Genomic DNA, 18,665 nt, shown 5'->3' with positions numbered 1-18,665 from the left:
CGATAAAAAAACCGGCTTGACGCCGGTTTTTTTATCGCAGAAAGCGGTTTATTTCTTGCCGTATTTGCGTTTGAAGCGATCCACACGACCGGCAGTATCAACAATGTTCTGTTTGCCGGTATAGAACGGGTGGGATTGGCTGCTGATATCAACGCGCACCAGCGGATATTCTTTGCCATCGGTCCAAGTGATTGTTTCTTTGGTTTCGACGGTAGAACGGGTCAGGATGGCGAAGTCGGCGCTGTTGTCTTTGAAGACGACCGGACGGTAGTTCGGATGAATATCGGGTTTCATGAAATCTCCATTCGGGTTGCTATGAAAAAAACCGCGTGATTTCATCGGTTTACGGTCACTGTTGCAAGGAGGACCTACCGACTCCCACCATCGCGTGGTTTTTCAAGTCTAGATTCGGTATCTGCTGCGTTAAAAACATTCGTAAGCGTGTACACCTTAGAACGTGTTCATGGTCTTCGCAGCAGGACTCCCAAGAAAGCCAAAGCTACCATTTGCAGACTGGTACTCAACTTACGCTCGCAGTTTTTCCAAAGCCGCCTATTCTTTTCCAACCAGGAAAAACTGCGCTCTACTACCCATCGCTTCGGCAATACTGCAAAACGGTGCAATTCGTTTCGTTTGGCAATCTCTACCTCCGCACCAATCAACTCCTGTACCGACGAAGCAAATGCTTTACCCGTGTAACCACCGTCAGCAAGGATTTTTTGTACCGCACCAAGATTATCCCGCCCATGTTCCAAGGCTAGCAGACAGCCTTTTCTATCCGTAATATCCGCCGTCGTTACCGCAAGCGCATGCGGCAAACCCTGCGTGTCAACCGCGATATGCCGCTTGATACCGCTAACCTTCTTGCCCGCATCGTAGCCTTTTTCCATGGCGGTATCCGTGTTCTTCACACTCTGCGCATCAATAATCAGGAAAGTGGTTGCTTCATGGCGACCCTGCTTGCGGCGCTCCGCAACTACCTGATTTTTTTAATGCTTCCTCAAGGATGCTGATGCCACTCTCGCGTAGCTCAGTCCATCTCTGGAAGTAGGAATGCACGGTGCGCCATTTGGGGAAATCGCCCGGCAAAGCGCGCCAGGAGCAGCCGGTGCGTTGCAGATAGAGAATGGCACGAGATATCGTACAAGTCCACCTGGCGTGGCGCTGTGCGTTTACGGGCACTTTCCAGCAGGGGAAGGAGAGGCGCAAATTGCTCGCGACTGATATCGCTTGGGTAGGTTTTTCTGTTCATACCGATAGTTTACAGCAGAGGCTGAGACAATGAACACGTTCTTAGAGCGTTACGTCTCGAAAAAAACACCTATTTTGTCCATTACGCCAGTATTTACGCCGCTTGGTGAGCTCAGTGTTTACGCCGCTTGACGAGGCCTGTATTTACGCCGCTTGACGGGCCCAGTATTTACGCCGCTTGGCGGACCAACGCCGTATCAATCCTCTGCAACGACTGTAAAAGATGTGTGTGAGGGGATGGGTAAAACCCATATCGATAAAATAAATCCCCAAATAACATTTGCCATGGTGACTATCCATGCGGAATACAGAGACACTATGAATAATCACCGTTGAATTGCAGTCTTTGCAATTTATCCTTGATTTCCCGTTCCAATTCGGCAGATTCAGTGAAGAGTTTGTCCAAATCCGCCGAAAATTCCGCCATTTTCTGCGCAAATTCGTCGGCGGAAATATCTACATAATCAATCTTTACCTCGAAATACTGCCCCGCGGACAGGCTGTAGTTTTTGGCTTTAATTTCATCGTAGCTGACCACCACGCTGAAATCTTCCACTACCTGTTTGTGCGTGAAGGTATTGCAGATTTTTTGTTCTTCTGCGCGGGAAAGTACGGTTTTTTGGTTTTTGCCGTCTTTGATTTTTTCGCCCAATCCCGATGCATCGATTAATACTACTTTGTTTTTATTAGCTTTATCGATAAACAGGATGGAAACATTAGTTCCCGTGGTAGCAAAAATATTTGAAGGCATAGAAACCACGCCGGCGAGCATTTTATTTTCTACCAAATGTTCGCGGATTTTTTTGTCGATGCCCGATTGAGCGGTGATAAAGCCCGTCGGCAACACAATTGCCGCTTTGCCGTTTTCTTTCAGGCTAAACAAGATATGCTGGATAAAAAGCTGATAGATTTCCATCTTATCCGTATCTTTTGCTTTGATTTTCGGGATACCGGCAAAAAAGCGTTCGCGGTTTTCCTCGCCTTCCAATTGGTCGCGAAAATCGCTGAAATCCAATTTAAACGGCGGATTGGAAACGATGAAATCAAATTTTTTCAGACGGCCTGAAGCGTCTTTATGAGCGGGCGACAAAATCGTATTGCCCTGAACCACATTATTCAGTGAATGCACCAAATTGTTCAAAATCAGATTCAGCCGCAACAGATTGGACGATTTTTGCGAAATATCCTGCGTATAAATCATACATTTGTCTTCGCCGATGGCGTGCGCGACATTCATCAACAGCGTTCCCGAGCCAGCCGACGGGTCGTAAACGTCCACGCTGCGGATTTGCCCGCGCACCGCCTCTGGCACCAAAATATCCGCCATAATCCGCGCCACCGCATGCGGCGTGTAGTATTCGGCGTATTTGCCGCCGGAATTGCTGTTGTAGTCTTTAATCAGGTATTCAAAAATCGTGGCGAAAAAATCAAATTTTTGCGCAAAAATCACCTCAAAGCTGAAACCTGCCAGCTTGGAAATCAACGCGCGGCAAAAATCATCGCGTCGGCCTTCGTCGGTAATATATTGACTGATACGCTCGAACAACACAATTTTCGCCCCGCCTTCGGTTTTCACTGAAAACAAATCCGCATTACAAGCGGCAATATCGGTCAGCGTATCGTCAAAGAGTTTGGCAAAGTCCGCGCCGTTTTGTCGCTCGGACAGATATTTTATGGAATGTTCGGGCTTCAAAACGGCTGTTTTTCCCTCAATATCCATATTGACGAACTCGATTAGCTCGTCGGGCTTTTTTTTGCGAATTTGTTTAACTTCGAAATCGTATTTGTCGTTTAGGAATTTATACAGAAACGCCTGACTGATAATTTTGAACTCGTTGCCGTCATTGCCTAAACCGTAGTTGACGCAGATGGTTTTCAAACTGTCAATCAGGGCTTTGGTTTGTTCGGTAAAATGTTGTTCGGTCATTTTTTATCTCGTTTGTTTTATCGCGTAGTCGGATTCTTAAAGCTGGCTTATTTCGCCACGAATACCTGTCCGTTCATCAGCATGGGCAGTAAGAAATCGCGTAGTTGGGTCAGGTGGTGGCTTTGTTTTAGATTTGTTTCGATTTTTTTATAAAAATCCTCTGTAACTTTTGAGAAGATTTCCAAAATTCCACTCTCTGGAATTACAAGGTGTAGTCGTTTAATTTTGTCTTGCGATAAGTTATCACGAGCAGAACCCGAACTTAGCTGAACCAAGTATAGGTACATATTATCTAAATAACTTTTTATATAAACTCTATGATTCATATCTTTGGGAAGGATTGAGCAAATAGCTTGATTTGTTGTAGTTTTAAAAGATATCAGACTTGTTTTTCCTGCTGTTGCTCCATACATAGCAAGTAATATAGATTTTTCAGATACAAGTTTTGCACTTGAATTATCCATTCCTGTTTGAGTAATAAAATTATCTGTGTGGACAATAAAATTATTATTTAATTCCCCACTGTTTATCCAAGGAATATTCCCACCTTTATAATATTCTTGAATAGTTGATGTTGGAGTCCCCCCAGAACTTGTTGAGGCAATTTCTCCCAAACTCTTCACCTCCCACCCCTTCGGAATTTCCCGTTTCAAGGTTTCGTCAAACACCATTTCGCCGCCTGAGGATTTGTAGGGCTTGCCGTTGGCATCAGGGAAATCGAACTGCACAAACCAGTAGTCGTACAGGGTTTTCGCCATCTCTTCCAAGCGCGCGTTGATTTGTTTGTTCAGGGCGATTTTTTTGTCCAAAGCGGATAGGACGGCGGCGATGGATTGTTGGGTTTGTGAAGATTCATATATCTTTACAGAAATATTATTCAAAACCCCTTGTGTCAAAAGTGGTTGGCTTGAACCGACCTGTCTATCATTTAAATTCAGTGATTTCATCAAATAGTACAAATAGTCAATCGAATAATCGCTTTTGACTTCGCCTGCTATGGCATTATCAGAAACCCAGCATTTTTCTTTGTGATAATGAATACTTCCGCAGTAAGCACCAACGCGCCCAATAATCAATATGTTGTTATAGTTATATTTTTCGCTATACCCTAGAATACCATTTCCACCATAAATAGGGATATCCCCACTAGAAGGTTTAATTGATTTTCCATTTTTGAAATCAATTAAATCCGATAAAAATTTTATTTTTAATTCTTCTTTCATCTTAAATTCATCTCTAAAAACTCTTCAAAGGTCGTCTGAAAAAACATTTCAAAATCCGACCGCACTTTTTAAGCAGCCTGCATCGATGCCTGCTATTTTTTCAGGCTCAGCAGTTCGGCAATATGGCGTTCGCCCTCGCGTTCTTTTTCCAGTCTGCGTGCGGCGGCAAATTTTTCATATTCGATACAGGCTTTTTCGTCTGCCTGCGTTTTACTGATTGTCCCTGCTGTTTGTAAAACTTGGCGGTCATTGAAGGCGAGAAAGGCATCCAGTTTTTCTGTCCAGTCTTGCAGGAATATCTGTTTTTTCATGCTCGCCTGGTCTTCGGCAAAATCCAGCCACATGGAAACAATGCGGTTGAGGGCATCGATTTCTTTTTCATTCAGGTAGTTTTTGGCAACGGTTACATCGGCTTTGGCGATTTCTTTGCCCCGCCAATGGGTCAGACCCATATTAGGTTTCCCCGCATCCGCCCTTTGGTAAATAATTTCAGGGGCGGTATGACGGGTGCAGGCGTAATGAAGTTTGTTTTGTATGATTTTGAAAAACCGGGTGGTTTCTTTGAAGCTGGGCTGGTAATCCGCCGCCATGGCGAATATTTCGCGCACACGCAGATACATCCGCCGTTCGCTGCTGCGGATGTCCCTGATGCGGTTGAGCAACTGTTCAAACTGATCTTCGGCACGGTTTGTCCCGACAGGCGGGTTTTTCAGCCGGTCGTCGTTTAATACGAAGCCCTTGCTGATGTATTCGCCCAATGTCCGTGTTGCCCATTGGCGGAATTGTGTACCGCGTGTGGAGCGGACGCGGTAGCCGACGGCGATGATTAGGGAGAGGGGATAAAGCCCCATGCGGTAGTTCTTGCCGTCTGCGGCAGTTGTAAACTGAAAGTTTACAACTGAATCGTCCAGTTCTTGTTCTGCAAATATCGCCTTGATGTGTTTACCGATGTTTTGTTTGCTGGTTTGGTAGAGTTCGGCAATTTCTTTTTGGGTAAGCCATAGTTCGCCGTCAAGCTCGCGCAGGGTAAATTCGGATAGTCCGTCTTCCGTGGTGTAGATGATGATGTTGTTGTTGTGCATTGCTTTCCTGTATTTATAAATGGTTAAGGCTGCCTAAAAATCTACTCCTCAAATCCGCCCGCTTTCTTTTAAATATTCCCGCACCAACAGGCGGTTGATGGCTTGGATGTCTTGGGGCCGAACAGGAAATTGTTGCTCCGTTCTAAAGCGTTTTAATACGATGCCCTGCATTTGTTTTTCAAAGTAATTTTGGTTGTCCAAAATCTGCTCCATATCCAGCACTTTTTGGTCGGCATCGGTTTTTACACCGTTTAGCGCGTTAAAGACTTTGAGTTTATCGCCGTAGAGGGCGGCGTTTTCCATGAGCCGCTTGTGGGTACGCGCGTATTTGGCGTCGCCGCCGTATTTGTGCCGCAAGAGGTCGTTTTGGCGGTTCAACTCTTTGATTTTGGTATAGACGGTTTCGAGTGTGGCGATGTTTGCCTGCATTTCTTCCTGCCCGACTTCGGCGAGGTTCTTTTTCTTGAAGATGCGTTCCAGCTCTTCGCGCAGGCTGATGTATTCGGGGTCTTCTTGGTCGAAGTTGCCCGCCAGCCCTTCGCGGACTTTGCGCATGATGTCTTTTAAATCGTCGGCAAGTTTGAGTTCAGCTTCGCCGATTTTGACGAATTGGAAGTAAACGTCTTCCAGCGCTTCATTGAGCAAATGGGCGGTGTCGCCTTGCTGTAATTTTTCGGCAAGGTTTAAGGTATCCAAGCGGGCGGCGGTTTCGCGGTACAAAAGATTGAGCTTGTCAAAATCCAGATGCGCAAGAAATTCATGGCTGCCTTGCAAACGCAGGATGTTGTACAACTCTTTGGCGGTTTGCAGGGCTTTTTTTAAGGCTAGAAGCTGTTTTTTGTCTTCTATTTGGCTAATTTGGCTGCAAAATTCTTCGGCGTTTTCGGTATCGAAATCAAACAGGGCGTTTTTGATGCCGGTGATTTCCTGTTCGATTTCTTCGGCAGTTTTGAAAAGCTGGCTGTAACTGCCGATTTCATCGCCCAATTCGTTAGAAAGTTCGTCCCAATAGGCGCGGTTGGTTTTGTCGAATTCGCGCTCGATGTCGGCAAAATCAACAACATAGCCGTAGCGGTAAGATTTGTAGGTTCGGTTGACACGGGTCAGGGTTTGTAAAAGGTTATGGGCTTTTATCAGTCTGCCCAAATAGAGTTTTTTCAGGCGCGGCGCGTCAAAACCGGTCAAAAGCATGTTGTACACAAACAGGATGTCGGTTTTGCCCGCTTTAAAATCTTTGACCCATTGGTCGCGCTCGTCTTTAGTGCCGACGTCGTGCAATATCAGCGTAGCGGTGAGATTGTGGTCTGAGGCCGTCTGAAAATGGTCAAAGAGTTGCCGCGCCTGTTCTGCACTGTCGCAAACGACCATGGCGCCGAGGCTGTCGTCTTGGTTGGTTTTTCTGAATTTGGCAAAGTCGCCCAAGATATAGTCGAGCATCGGGCGGACGAAATGCGGATGGGCGTAGATTTCTTTGCGGTCAAAGCTGCCTTTTTCGACTTCAAGCTGCGCCAGTGCTTCTTGTAATTGGGCTTTGTATTGGCTGCTAATTTCTTCACGAATCAGGCGCAGGGTGTAGCCGTCGGCAATGGAGGCGTTGTAATAGTATTTGTGGATGTAGTCGCCGAAGAGCTCGCGGGTGTTGACGTTGCCTGCGGTTACGCCGATAAGCGGCGTGCCGGTCAGCCCGATTTTGACGGCGTTTACGTCGGACTGGTTGAGGTTGGCAAGAAACGAGCCTTTGGGGTTGTAGCTGCGGTGTACTTCATCAAGAAAATAGACGCGCTGGATGGCGAGGTCGTAGTCGTTACGGGCGACAACATCGGGGTCGTCTTTGAATTTTTGGATGTTAACGACAGTGATTTCCGCTTTGCCTGCGTGGTTGTGCAGGGTTTGGGCGGATTTGATGTCGGCAGCAAAGGCTTCGCGGCTGTCGATGGTATGGACGATTAAGTCGCGGGCGGTAAATTCCCGCTGCGCCTGTTTCAATAAATCGAGCCTATCCACGATGAAATAGAATTTCGGCACGATGCCCTGTTTGGCGTAATAGTGGGTCAAGTAACGGGTGTTGTAATAGGCAAGCGCGGTTTTGCCGGAGCCTTGGGTGTGCCAAATCACGCCTTTTTTGCCGCCGTTTGCCAAATGTTTTTCAATGGCGAGAGTGGCAAATAGCTGCGGATAGCGCATGATGTGTTTTTGCAGCGCGCCTTGGTCGGTTTTGACATACGTCAACCCGTGTTGCAGGAGAAAGGCGAGGCGCTCTCGGCAAAGCAGCGAAGTCAGGATGCGGTTGGTCGGTGTTTCGGGCGATTTATTGCTGATAAATTCGGGGCTGTGTTTGATAACGGGCAGGTTGTTGTCTTGCAGGACTTTGTTTTCGAGGTCGTCTGAAAGCGTGTTCAATAATTCGGCAAGATTTAATTTGTGCTCTTCGCGGAAGTAGTTGAACACTGGCTTGCCGTAAGCAGACGAGGCGTAAAACGCGCCTTGCGCCGGCTCGGTTGCGCCGTCATCGTATTCCATGTTGTTGGAAAAAATCATGAATTGGGTGATGTTGATAAAACGGCGGAATTTGGGGTTGTTCGCACGTTTGCCCATGCGCTCCCGCTCTTCGCCGATGCCGCCTTTGTTGTTGGGTTTTTTGACTTCGATAAAGACTAAAGGCATGCCGTTTACCAGCAGCGTAATGTCGGGGCGGAATTCTTCATCGCCGTTGATACAGGGCAATTCGGTTACAACGTGGAAGCTGTTGTTATTGAAATTTTGGAAGTCGATCAGTTTCTTGCCACCAGATTGATTGGTGAGGCGCTCGTAAAACTTTTGCCCCAAGTCTTCGTTATCCAGCTCTAAGCGTATGTCGGCGAGCAGGCGGCGTGCATCGTCCGGCGATAAATCGGGATTAATGCGGCAGAGGCTTTCTATAAAGATTTCAGGAAAGATGTTAGTTAGTTTGTCCCAATTTTCGTTTTTGAGTGAGAGGTAATCGTAGCCCAACCGCATCAGGTGTAAGACTGCAGGGATTTTGACGCGGGAGTTTTCGTTGTGGGTTTGGGGCATATTTTTTCTGGATAGGTTTTCTTTTGTTGCGTTCATTATAGTAGTAATGGACAAGACGGGTGTTGTCGTGCGAGAGGATATTTTGCGCGGCAAGGCAGGTTGGGGTAGGGAAGGAAGTTGAAGCAATAAAAAACCGCCTGCCAGTGATGGCAGGCGGTCAGTCGGCGTGCGCTATCGCTTAGATGACGATGCCGCTGTGGTGCTCCTCTTCCGGCAGGTGCTGGTTCACGTTACCGTGGTAGGCAGTGTCGTGATAGCCCTGCGGGCCGCGGATTTCGACATGGCTCAGGAGGTCTTTATCACTGAGGGTTTCGCCGCTGCTGCGGGCAATTTCCACGCTGTGGCTATTGCCCGCGCTGTCGGTGACGTTTACCTGGGTGCCGCCGTGTTCGTGCGAAACGGAAATTTGCGCGCCTTTCATGTGTTCACCGGCGAAGACAATGCGGTCGCCTTCGGCGATGTTGAAGTCGGCAATACGGTCACCGCTGCTGTGGCCGTCGAGCAGGAAGGCAAAGGTGTCTGCGCCTTGGCCGCCGCTCAACTGGTGGTTACCGTGCGCAGTGATGAAGGTGTCCGCTGCGTCGCTACCTTCGATGCTGTGCAGGCCGTTGTGCGCTTGTGCTTGCGCGAGCAGGCCGACACCGTGTTCGCCGAGGTAGTTGAGCACGGCTTCGCTGTCGAGGTTAAGCAGGCCGCTGAGGTCGGCGTGTTGCAGTTCTTCGCCCAGCAGCGGGTTATGCCCGCTATCGTCGCTGTGCTGCTGCGCAACGTCGTCCTGTTCGTGGTGTGCGCTTTGTGCAGCGGTCGCGTCGTCATGCTGGATGACGGCTTCTTCCGGTGCGCGCATGTGACCGCTGGCCGAATCGGTATCAATGATTTCCGTGGTCACGCTGCTGTTACCGATGTTGGCACTGACGATGCTGCCGCTGTCGTGATTCAGTGGGGATTCCGGCATGGGCAGGTTGCTGATGCGCCCGCTCAGCGACTCCATGTTGTCCGGCAGGTGGTTATACGGGTTGCCATCCTGCTCCGGATGTTCTTTCCACTGGTTTGACGGCAGCGGATCTTCCTGTTTGTCGCTGGTGATGAAGACCCAGCCGGCGTTGCGTTCGCGAGAGAGTTGCAGCACCCGGTCGTATTGTTCCGGCGGTACGTCATGGATCATATGGTAGATACGTGACGCGTTCTTCGGATCGTTCTCAAAGGCAGATTTCGGCTGTTCGTATCCGTTGATGTACTGGTTAGCGCCGACTTCTGTAGTTACGAAGATATCGGCGTAAGGCGCGATGTCGTCGGTGATGTGTGTCCCCGGGTTGGCAATCACGGTTTTTTCTAGTCCCTTGCTCTTCACGTATTTGTACAGCTCGGCCATATAGGCGGTCGCCGCGTTGCTTTGTGAGCTGACTTCGTCGAAGAAGAAGCCGTGCACTTTGTCTTTGCCGTAGAACTCTATGTAGCGGTCAACTTCGGCTTTGACGTCTTCTATCGGGCGGGTTTGGTAGATGGTGCGGATGTAGCCGATGTTCTTGATACCCGCCGCAATGTTGTCATCAACGAGTTTGCTGTAATTGGGATCAACTTTTTCGCCTGCCCCGCTTGCCGGATTGATGATGGTGTAGGGGATTTTGCCGCCGCCCAGTTTATGCACGGTATCCCAATAGGTGTCTGTTTCCCAAGCGCCGGTCGGGTATTTGTAGGCCGGGATGATTTGCGACTGTGCGGTGACGCTGCCGGTAAAGGGCGGCACGCTTTGCGGCTGCACGTTGCCGACGACGGCATTGTGGATTTCCACGGTGTAGTTTTCCTTGCCTTCTGCCTGGCCATCGGCTGTGGCATCAACGTGGAAGGTCGCACTGGTTTGTCCTTTGGGGATGACCACCCGCTGGATCTTCCAGGTGATATTGGCATCATTCGTGTCGGTTGTGCCATGTTTGATGCGCACATCCACACTGACGTCTTGTTCCAGCGCCTTGCCGCCGTCAAGGCTGACGGTGTAGTCGGCACGGCTACCTTCGTTGACGCTCGCCGCGCCACTCAGGTTGACGCGCGGGGCATCGGCGGCCGGCGGCGGGAAGAGACCGCTGTGATCACCGCCGTCTTTCGGCACGACGGCCGGAGTGAGGTCGCTGATCGGGTTTTCGTCGTGTCCGAGCTTGTCTTTATAGATAGCTTTGGCGCGTAGCTGCATACCGTTGACGGCTTCGGTAACTTCAAAAGTTGCTTTGTTGGCACCGGGGATCAGGGTGTCGTTGCCATACCATTCCCAAGTGATGCCGCTCTCCGGTACACCATCCTGGTCGTTGATTTCCGCCGTCATGGTGCTGCCCACTTTGGCTTCACCCTTGACGGTGACGCTGCCGAGGTGGTTTTCACTGCTTGGCGGCTGTTGCTGGGCGATGTCTTGGGTCGCAGACGGTTTTTCGTCGTGATTGGCATTGTCTTTATAGGTCGCCTGCACAGTGATTTTATGCCCGGCATCATCCGCAGTCAGGGTGTAGGTCTTGCCTTCGGCACTCGCAATCGGCTGACCGTCGCGCAGCCATTTGTAGGTGATGGCGCTTTCCTGTATGCCGTCGCCGTCGGTAACGGTCGCCGTCAGCACGCCGCCCACTTTCGCGTCTCCGCTGATGGTGACGGTGCCTTCTTTGTTCGCGGGTGGCGGATTGTTGCCACCGGCAAGCGGGGTGTAGTTGAAGGAGCCGAGGGTGACTTTCTGCGGCGCCGCTGTCCACCATTCGTTCGGCGGATCGGTCGGTTTGTAAGTCCACAGGTTGAAGTGCACCTGCTGGTTCGCTGCATCCGGGATGTCGCGCGTGCTTTCGACCTGGTGCAGCACTTCGCCGTTTTCCGCGTTGCGCAGGGTCCAGGTAATTTTGTTGGGCTGCCATTCGAGTTTCATGCTGACGTGTTTGACGTCTTCCGCCCAGGTGTATCCCGGCCGCATTTTGATGCCATTGTCGGCTGCGGACGGCGGATAGTAGGTGAAGACGCCTTTCAAGGTCGGATCACCCCAGCGCGAAACTTCGATGCCGTCGATTTCGCGGTTGCCAGCCACAGTCGTCTGCGACCATTCATAGGTGAAGAAGCCGAAGACGGTGTAGGGATCAAACTTGCTGAAATCGGCGCGGAAGGTGGTCTCATAAGTGCCGTAACCCATCGCGTTGCTGGAGATGATTTCCGAAGCGATCGGGGTTTTACCGTCCGGATTGGTCAGCGACATATGCATGTCGGTGCCGTCAATCTGCGTATTGCCGCGCGACCAGTTGCCACTGCCGGGTGAGCCTGAATTCCAGTCGCTGTCGCGCACATGCCATTTCACGCCGGCCCATTCGATTTCCGCTTGACCTGAGGTGTCGTGGTAAGTCGGCGCACTGCCTGCGGCGGCGGTATTGCCGGTGGTGAAGCTGACTTTCTGTTCAGCGTGGCTGGCGCCGTCGGTATAGCTGGCGCGGACGCTGATCTGATGCCCGGCATCGGCATCGGTCAGGGTGTATTTGTCGCTCGTTGCACCGCTGATGTCCTGGCCGTCACGCAGCCATTGGTAGCTGACTTGCCCCATGCCGTCTTCATCGGCTAGGTTATTGCCGGCAACGAGGGTCTCGCCAACCTGCACGACGCCGCTCACGGTCACGGCTCCAGTCGGCGCGTGGTTTTCCGCCGGCGGCGGGGTATCTTCGGCGACGGCATCGGTCGCACGACTTTCCACCGCTTCTGCTGTGCCTTTACCGTCGGTATAGGTCGCTTTAACCGTGATGGTTTTGCCTTTTTCGGCTTCGGTCAGGGTGTAACTCGCTCCTGTGCCGATTTCTTTGCCATCCGCCAGCCAGTGATAGGTGATGTTGCCCAAGCCGTCTTCGTCGGCCAGGTCATTAGAGGCGCTAAGCGTTTTACCAACCACGGCTTCGCCTGTGATGGTGACGCTGCCTGTCGGCGCATGATTGGTCTGCGGCGGAGTCGGCGGCGTGCCGTCCAACTGGTAAACGCGGACGTAATCGACTTCCATCGTCGCCGGGAATTTGTCGATGCTGTTGTGCGCATCTTGGTATTTCCCGGTCATGTAGTCGCCACCGACCGCAACGTTGAGACGCAGGTAGAACGGGATATTGAACGGGCCGGGGTGATCAGTGGCGTTCGGCGCAGCGAAGTTGTCAATGGTGTGGTAGTGACGGCCATCAACGTAGTATTCGAGTTTGCCTTCCTGCCATTTGACGGCATAGGTGTGCCATTCGTCGCTGCCATCCACGTAGGTGATGCCCTGTTTATGGCGGTGGTTGCCTTTGCCGTAGCCGGTGCCCCAGTGGGCATCGGCGGCAACTTTGATTTGCCCGTCGTGATCGCGGTCTTCGTTGTTGATGTAGCTGCGGGTTTCAAGGACGTCTATTTCGCCACTGCGCGGCCAGCCACCATATTTGGCTTTGTCCGGACTCATCCAGAATGCCGGCCACAGGCTGCCGTTTTCGGCATTCGGCATTTTCAGCCGTGCCTCAAAGTAGCCGTAAGTCCACGCCTGCTTGCCCTGGGTTTGCACGAAGCCTGAGGAGAAGTCGTAGCTTTTCTCGTTCTCGCCCGAGCCAGTCTTGATGGGGGTGCTTTCGTGGTGCGTGGTGATTTTGAGACTGCCATCGCTGACGGAGACGTTTTTGTCACTGTCGCTGTAGTAGTTCTGCACTTTCGAGCTGTTCCAGCCGCCGGTCTGATAGCCCCAGTTATCGCGGTTAAGCGTGGTGCCGTCAAATTCATCCTTCCAGACAAGTTTGTAGCCGCTGTGGTGATCCACAGTGGCATCGGCCGCACTGCTATCGAGCTTTTCATCGTGCGCGGCGTTGTCGGTGTATTCGACGTGCACGCTGATGGCTTTGCCAGCATCTTCGGGGCGGACTTTGTAGGTGGCATTCGTCGCGCCATCCACGGCTTTACCGTCTACCAGCCATTGGTAATGCGCCTGGGCGGGGTCAACGCCATCTTTGTCGTCAATGGTCGCGGTCAGGGTTTTGTCGACCAGTGCTTCGCCTGTGATGGTGACGGTGCCCGGTTGATTCGGCGGCGGGGCGGGGATGTCAGTCACCTCGCTCGTCGGACTTTCATCATGCCCAGCGTTGTCTTTATAGGTCGCCTGCACGCTGATTTTATGTCCGGCGTCGTTTTTACTGAGCGTATAGGTGCTGCCGTTGGCCTTGTCGATGGGTTGTCCGTCGCGCAGCCATTGGTATTGTGCCTGGGCGGTGTCAACACCGTCCTTGTCATCAAGGGCAGCGGTGAGAGTGCTGCCAATCTTGGCTTCACCACTGATAGCAACTGTGCCTTCGTGGTTCGCGGGGGGCGGGGTATCTTCAGCGACGGCATCGGTCGCACGGCTTTCCACCGCTTCTGCTGTGCCTTTGCCGTCGGTATAGGTCGCTTTAACCGTGATAGTTTTGCCTTTTTCGGCTTCGGTCAGGGTGTAGCTCGCCCCCGTGCCGATTTCTTTGCCATCCGCCAGCCAGTGATAGGTAATGTTACCCAAGCCGTCATCATCGGCCAGGTCATTAGAGGCGTTGAGGGTTTTGCCGACTACGGCTTCGCCTGTAATGGTGACGCTGCCGGTCGGTGCGTGGTTTTCCGCCGGCGGCGGTGCGGTGTCGGTGACGGCGTTTGTAGCGTCACTGAGCAGGTTTTCCTCATGCCCTGCCTTATCGTAGTAATACACCTGCACACTGATGACTTTGCCGACATCGGCGGCGGTGATGGTATAGCTGCTGCCGTTCGCGCCGTTGATCGCCGCTCCGTTTGCCAGCCAGGTGTACTGGATGCGGTCAGGCAGGCCGTCGCCATCGCTAACGTTTGCAGTCAGGGTCTCGCCGACGGCGGCTGTGCCGCTCAGGGTGACTTGCCCCCGTTGGTTCGCACCGCCGTCATTGCCGCTGTCTACTACGGCTGTGGGCGGGCTGATGACGCTTTCCACTTTGCCAGTGCTATCGGTATAGGTGATGCGCACGCTGATGATTTTGCCGCTGTTATCCGCTGTGACGGTGTAGGTTTCGCCGGTTGCTCCGCTGATCTCCTTGCCGGCGGCCATCCACTGATAGCTAACGTTGCTGACAGCACCGTCGCCATCGCTGATGGCGGCGTGCAAGACTTCACCGGTCGCGGCCTTGCCGCTGATGGAGGCCACGCCACCGTGGTTGGTCGTGCCGGTGATGTTGGCCGTTGCCGTCAGGTTGATGTCATCGGCGACGATGCGCGCATCTTCGGTATAGAGGCCGATGGTGCCGCCGGTATAGGGATTTTCGTCATCGGTAAAGGTGGTAATCACCTTGCCGTTGATGCTGATTTCCACGGTGTTGCCGCTTTTCGTGACGACAAAATTTTTGGGCTCCGCCAACGGCCAGCTTTCGCTGCCGGTCGCCATGAAGCGCTGGCCACCGCTGTAAGCAGGGTCGCGTTTGCCGAGTTCCCAACCATCAGCGCGGGCAACAAAATAATAGTAGTGGTCGTTATCGGTGTGATTCCACACGAGCCATGCCGTTTCCCAAGCATTGGGTATTGCACCCTGACGCAGCTGTTCAGGAGTGGCGATGGTGCCGCTATAAGTGAACTCATCCCCCGTCTGCATGGTGCTAACAACCATTGTGGATGAAGTCTCTGTCTGTCCGCTACGCGCCATCGGCTTTAATTGCAAGGCCTGATTGCCACCACCGTTATCAATGATTTCAGCGTTGCCATAGCCGGCAAAGGCCACTTTCCACGCACCAAAAGTATCGTTATCGACGTAAGTCTTGTGCAGTGGATAGGACGAGAAATCGTCGTGCATCAACGGCGCGTTAGCGTTATCTGCCACGCTCGCCGTCGCCTCGCTCGTCGGGCTTTCATCGTGTCCGGCGTTGTCTTTGTAGGTCGCGCGCACGATGATTTTGTGTCCCGCGTCGTCGCGGGTGAGGGTATAGGTGTTGCCTGTTTGATTGGCAATCGGCTGGCCGTCACGCAACCACTGGTATTGCACGTTAGCGGGTACGCCGTCGTCATCGCTAACGGCAGCGGTCAATGTTTGTCCAACTTTGGCCTCACCACTGATGCTGATTTTCCCTGCGTGATTCGGTTGCGGCGGCGGATTTGGTGCCGGGGTATCGGCGACGGTAGCCGTGGCCTCGCTCAACGGGGTTTCGTCGTGTCCGGCGTTGTCTTTGTAGATCGCGCGCACGGTGATTTTGTGCCCGGCGTCGTCGCGGGTGAGCGTGTAGCTGCTGCCTGTTTGGTTGGCAATCGGCTGGCCGTCTCGTAGCCATTGGTATTGCACGTCGCTTGGTACGCCGTCGTCATCGCTAACGGCTGCGGTCAGCGTTTGCCCGACTTTCGCTTCGCCGCTGATACTGATTTTGCCTGCGTGATTGGGTTGCGGTTGCGGATTCGGGTTTGGATTCGGTTGTGGGTTTGGCTGCGGATTTGGCTGCGGATTTGGCGCGGGGACGTCAGCAACCGCCGCTGTTGCCTCGCTTAGCGGGCTTTCGTCGTGTCCGGCGTTGTCTTTGTAGGTCGCGCGTACGGTGATTTTGTGTCCCGCGTCGTCGCGGGTGAGGGTATAGGTGTTGCCTGTTTGGTTGGCAATCGGCTGACCGTCACGCAACCACTGGTATTGCACGTTAGCGGGTACGCCGTCGTCATCGCTAACGGCAGCGGTCAGCGTTTGTCCGACTTTGGCCTCACCGCTGATGCTGATTTTGCCTTCGTGATTGGGTTGCGGCGGCGGATTTGGTGCAGGGGTATCAGCGACGGTAGCGGTAGCCTCGCTCAGCGGGCTTTCATCATGTCCAGCGTTGTCTTTGTAGGTCGCGCGTACGGTGATTTTGTGTCCCGCGTCGTCTTTGGTGAGCGTGTAGCTGCTGCCCGTTTGTCCGTTAATCGGCTGGCCGTCGCGTAACCACTGGTATTGCACGTTGCTTGGTACGCCGTCGTCATCGCTAACGGCAGCGGTCAGGGTTTGTCCGACTTTCGCTTCGCCGCTAAGGGTGATTTTCCCTTCGTGATTGGGTTGCGGCTGCGGGTTCGGATTAGGCTGCGGATTCGGTGCAGGGACGTCGGCAACTGCTGCTGTTGCCTCGCTCAGCGGGCTTTCATCATGTCCAGCGTTGTCTTTGTAGGTCGCGCGTACGGTGATTTTGTGTCCCGCGTCGTCTTTGGTGAGCGTGTAGCTGCTGCCCGTTTGTCCGCTGATGGGCCGACCGTCGCGCAGCCATTGGTATTGCACGTTAGCGGGTACGCCGTCGTCATCGGCAACGGCGGCGGTCAGCGTTTGTCCGACTTTCGCCTCGCCGCTGATGCTAATTTTGCCCGCGTGATTGGGTTGCGGCGGCTGTGGGTTCGGGTTAGGTTGCGGATTTGGATTGGGTTGCGGATTTGGATTGGGTTGCGGATTTGGATTGGGTTGCGGATTTGGATTGGGTTGCGGATTCGGGTTAGGTTGCGGGTTCGGGTTAGGTTGCGGGTTCGGGTTAGGTTGCGGGTTCGGGTTAGGTTGCGGGTTCGGGTTAGGTTGCGGGTTCGGGTTAGGTTGCGGGTTCGGGTTAGGTTGCGGGTTCGGGTTGGGTTGCGGGTTCGGGTTCGGGTTCGGGTTCGGGTTCGGGTTCGGGTTCGGGTTCGGGTTGGGTTGCGGGTTCGGGTTGGGTTGTGGTTCGGGTTGCGGCTGCGGTGTCACGTTGTTGTCGTGATGATGTTTGTCGTGGTTATGCGCGGCAAGTGCGATACCACCGCCCACCAGGGCGAGCCCACCGAGAGCGGCCAGCCCGGCGTTGTCCACAGTATCAGGCGCAAACGTTTGTGCAGCGGCAACTTCCGCTGCCAATTCGTGTTCGCTAAGGGCGGCCACGGGGTAGCTATGCAGTCCGCCGTTGGCTTGTGTGCCAACCAGCGCGCCTTCTCCCTGGCTAAAGTAGTGGTCGATGATCAGGTCGGTGCCATCATCAAAGGCGATGTAGAGGTCATCACCCTTCCGCTCGGTGATCAGCTGTTCCGGCCCGATCCCGCTCGCCTCATCCGTAAACTGATAGTACACGTCATCCATTGCCTCGATGTGCTGTACCACGCCAGTGGTATCAAGCGCGTAGGTGGCAAGGATGTCACCGACGGGGTTTTTCAGACTAAGGGTGATGCGGGCCATGACGGGTCTCCTGGTTAAGCGGTTGTTTTCCCGGGTCTTTCATAACTTGTAAATAGGCCGGTAATGTGACGGTAATATTTTGCCACGAAACGGTAGGTTGCGGGGCTCTGGTAGGTGTCATTCTTCTTTAATTTGATAGCAGCAACCATGCCATCACCGCTGTTTAGAACGTGTTCACAGTCTTCGTAGCAGGACTCCCAAGAAAGCCAAAGCTACCATTTGCAGACTGGTACTCAACTTACGCTCGCAGTTTTTCCAAAGCCGCCTGTTCTTTTCCAACCAGGAAAAGCTGCGCTCTACTACCCATCGCTTCGGCAATACTGCAAAACGGTGCAATTCGTTTCGTTTGGCAATCTCTACCTCCGCACCAATCAACTCCTGTACCGACGAAGCAAATGCCTTACCCGTGTAACCACCGTCAGCAAGGATTATTTGTATCGCACCAAGATTATCCAGCTCGCGTTTTAGTGCCAAAAGACAACCTTTTCTATCCGTAACATCCGCCGTCGTTACCGCAAGCGCATGCGGCAAACCCTGCGTGTCAACCGCTATATGTCGCTTGATACCGCTAACCTTCTTGCCCGCATCGTAGCCTTTTTCCATGGCGGTATCCGTGTTCTTCACACTCTGCGCATCAATAATCAGGAAAGTGGTTGCTTCATGGCGCCCCTGCTTGCGGCGCTCCGCAACTACCTGATTTTTTTAATGCTTCCTCAAGGATGCTGATGCCACTCTCGCGTAGCTCAGTCCATCTCTGGAAGTAGGAATGCACGGTACGCCATTTGGGGAAATCGCCCGGCAAAGCGCGCCAGGAGCAGCCAGTGCGTTGCAGGTAGAGAATGGCACAAAAGACATCGTACAAGTCCACCTGGCGTGGCGCTGTGCGTTTACGGGCACTTTCCAGCAGGGGAAGGAGAGGCGCAAATTGCTCGCGACTGATATCGCTTGGGTAGGTTTTTCTGTTCATGCCGATAGTTTACAGCAGAGGCTGAGACAAT

Annotated in this window: 7 protein-coding genes and 1 pseudogene; all 8 read right to left on the bottom strand. The window is 52.7% G+C overall.

Going from position 1 to position 18,665, the window contains the following annotated elements; all coding sequences use genetic code 11:
- Positions 1–48 precede the first annotated feature (48 nt).
- The gene (locus EL199_RS12550) at positions 49–294 is read right to left on the bottom strand and encodes a type B 50S ribosomal protein L31 (protein WP_040356328.1); all 246 of its coding nucleotides are present in this window, start codon (positions 292–294) and stop codon (positions 49–51) included.
- A 167-nt stretch (positions 295–461) separates the two neighbouring features.
- Positions 462–1,252, bottom strand: a pseudogene (locus EL199_RS12545) (IS5 family transposase).
- Between the two features lie 315 nt (positions 1,253–1,567).
- Positions 1,568–3,178 carry an HsdM family class I SAM-dependent methyltransferase gene (locus tag EL199_RS12540; protein ID WP_004143542.1) on the bottom strand — a complete coding sequence of 537 codons (1,611 nt, stop codon included), beginning with the start codon at positions 3,176–3,178 and terminating at the stop codon, positions 1,568–1,570.
- A 47-nt stretch (positions 3,179–3,225) separates the two neighbouring features.
- Positions 3,226–4,401, bottom strand: a complete 1,176-nt coding sequence (locus EL199_RS12535; RefSeq protein WP_004143540.1) for a restriction endonuclease subunit S — start codon at positions 4,399–4,401, stop codon at positions 3,226–3,228.
- Positions 4,402–4,493: 92 nt separating this feature from the next.
- Positions 4,494–5,483 carry a virulence RhuM family protein gene (locus tag EL199_RS12530; RefSeq protein ID WP_004143539.1) on the bottom strand — a complete coding sequence of 330 codons (990 nt, stop codon included), beginning with the start codon at positions 5,481–5,483 and terminating at the stop codon, positions 4,494–4,496.
- 48 nt (positions 5,484–5,531) lie between these two features.
- Positions 5,532–8,537, bottom strand: coding sequence for a type I restriction endonuclease subunit R (locus EL199_RS12525; protein WP_004143537.1), 3,006 nt, complete (start codon positions 8,535–8,537; stop codon positions 5,532–5,534).
- A gap of 178 nt (positions 8,538–8,715) precedes the next feature.
- Entirely contained in the window at positions 8,716–17,667 is an 8,952-nt protein-coding gene (locus EL199_RS12520; protein WP_126316106.1) for a spherulation-specific family 4 protein, read from the bottom strand.
- Positions 17,668–17,841: 174 nt separating this feature from the next.
- Positions 17,842–18,634, bottom strand: a protein-coding gene (locus EL199_RS12515) for an IS5 family transposase (protein WP_232008312.1) whose coding sequence is annotated in 2 segments (ribosomal slippage) — positions 17,842–18,369 and positions 18,371–18,634 — 792 coding nt in all. Because the reading frame shifts where the segments join, the coding sequence is not laid out codon by codon here.
- Between the last annotated feature and the right edge of the window lie 31 nt (positions 18,635–18,665).

Source organism: Cardiobacterium hominis (genome assembly GCF_900637305.1).
In the GTDB taxonomy this organism is placed as follows: Bacteria; Pseudomonadota; Gammaproteobacteria; order Cardiobacteriales; family Cardiobacteriaceae; genus Cardiobacterium; species Cardiobacterium hominis.
Note: the sequence above shows the minus strand (reverse complement) of the source record. Positions and strands in the feature narration are given on the sequence as shown.

Coding starts and splice junctions, on each gene's coding strand:
- EL199_RS12525 (WP_004143537.1), bottom strand. CDS start 8,537: ATGCCCCAAACCCACAACGAAAACTCCCGCGTCAAAATCCCTGCAGTC.
- EL199_RS12530 (WP_004143539.1), bottom strand. CDS start 5,483: ATGCACAACAACAACATCATCATCTACACCACGGAAGACGGACTATCC.
- EL199_RS12535 (WP_004143540.1), bottom strand. CDS start 4,401: ATGAAAGAAGAATTAAAAATAAAATTTTTATCGGATTTAATTGATTTC.
- EL199_RS12520 (WP_126316106.1), bottom strand. CDS start 17,667: ATGGCCCGCATCACCCTTAGTCTGAAAAACCCCGTCGGTGACATCCTT.
- EL199_RS12540 (WP_004143542.1), bottom strand. CDS start 3,178: ATGACCGAACAACATTTTACCGAACAAACCAAAGCCCTGATTGACAGT.
- EL199_RS12550 (WP_040356328.1), bottom strand. CDS start 294: ATGAAACCCGATATTCATCCGAACTACCGTCCGGTCGTCTTCAAAGAC.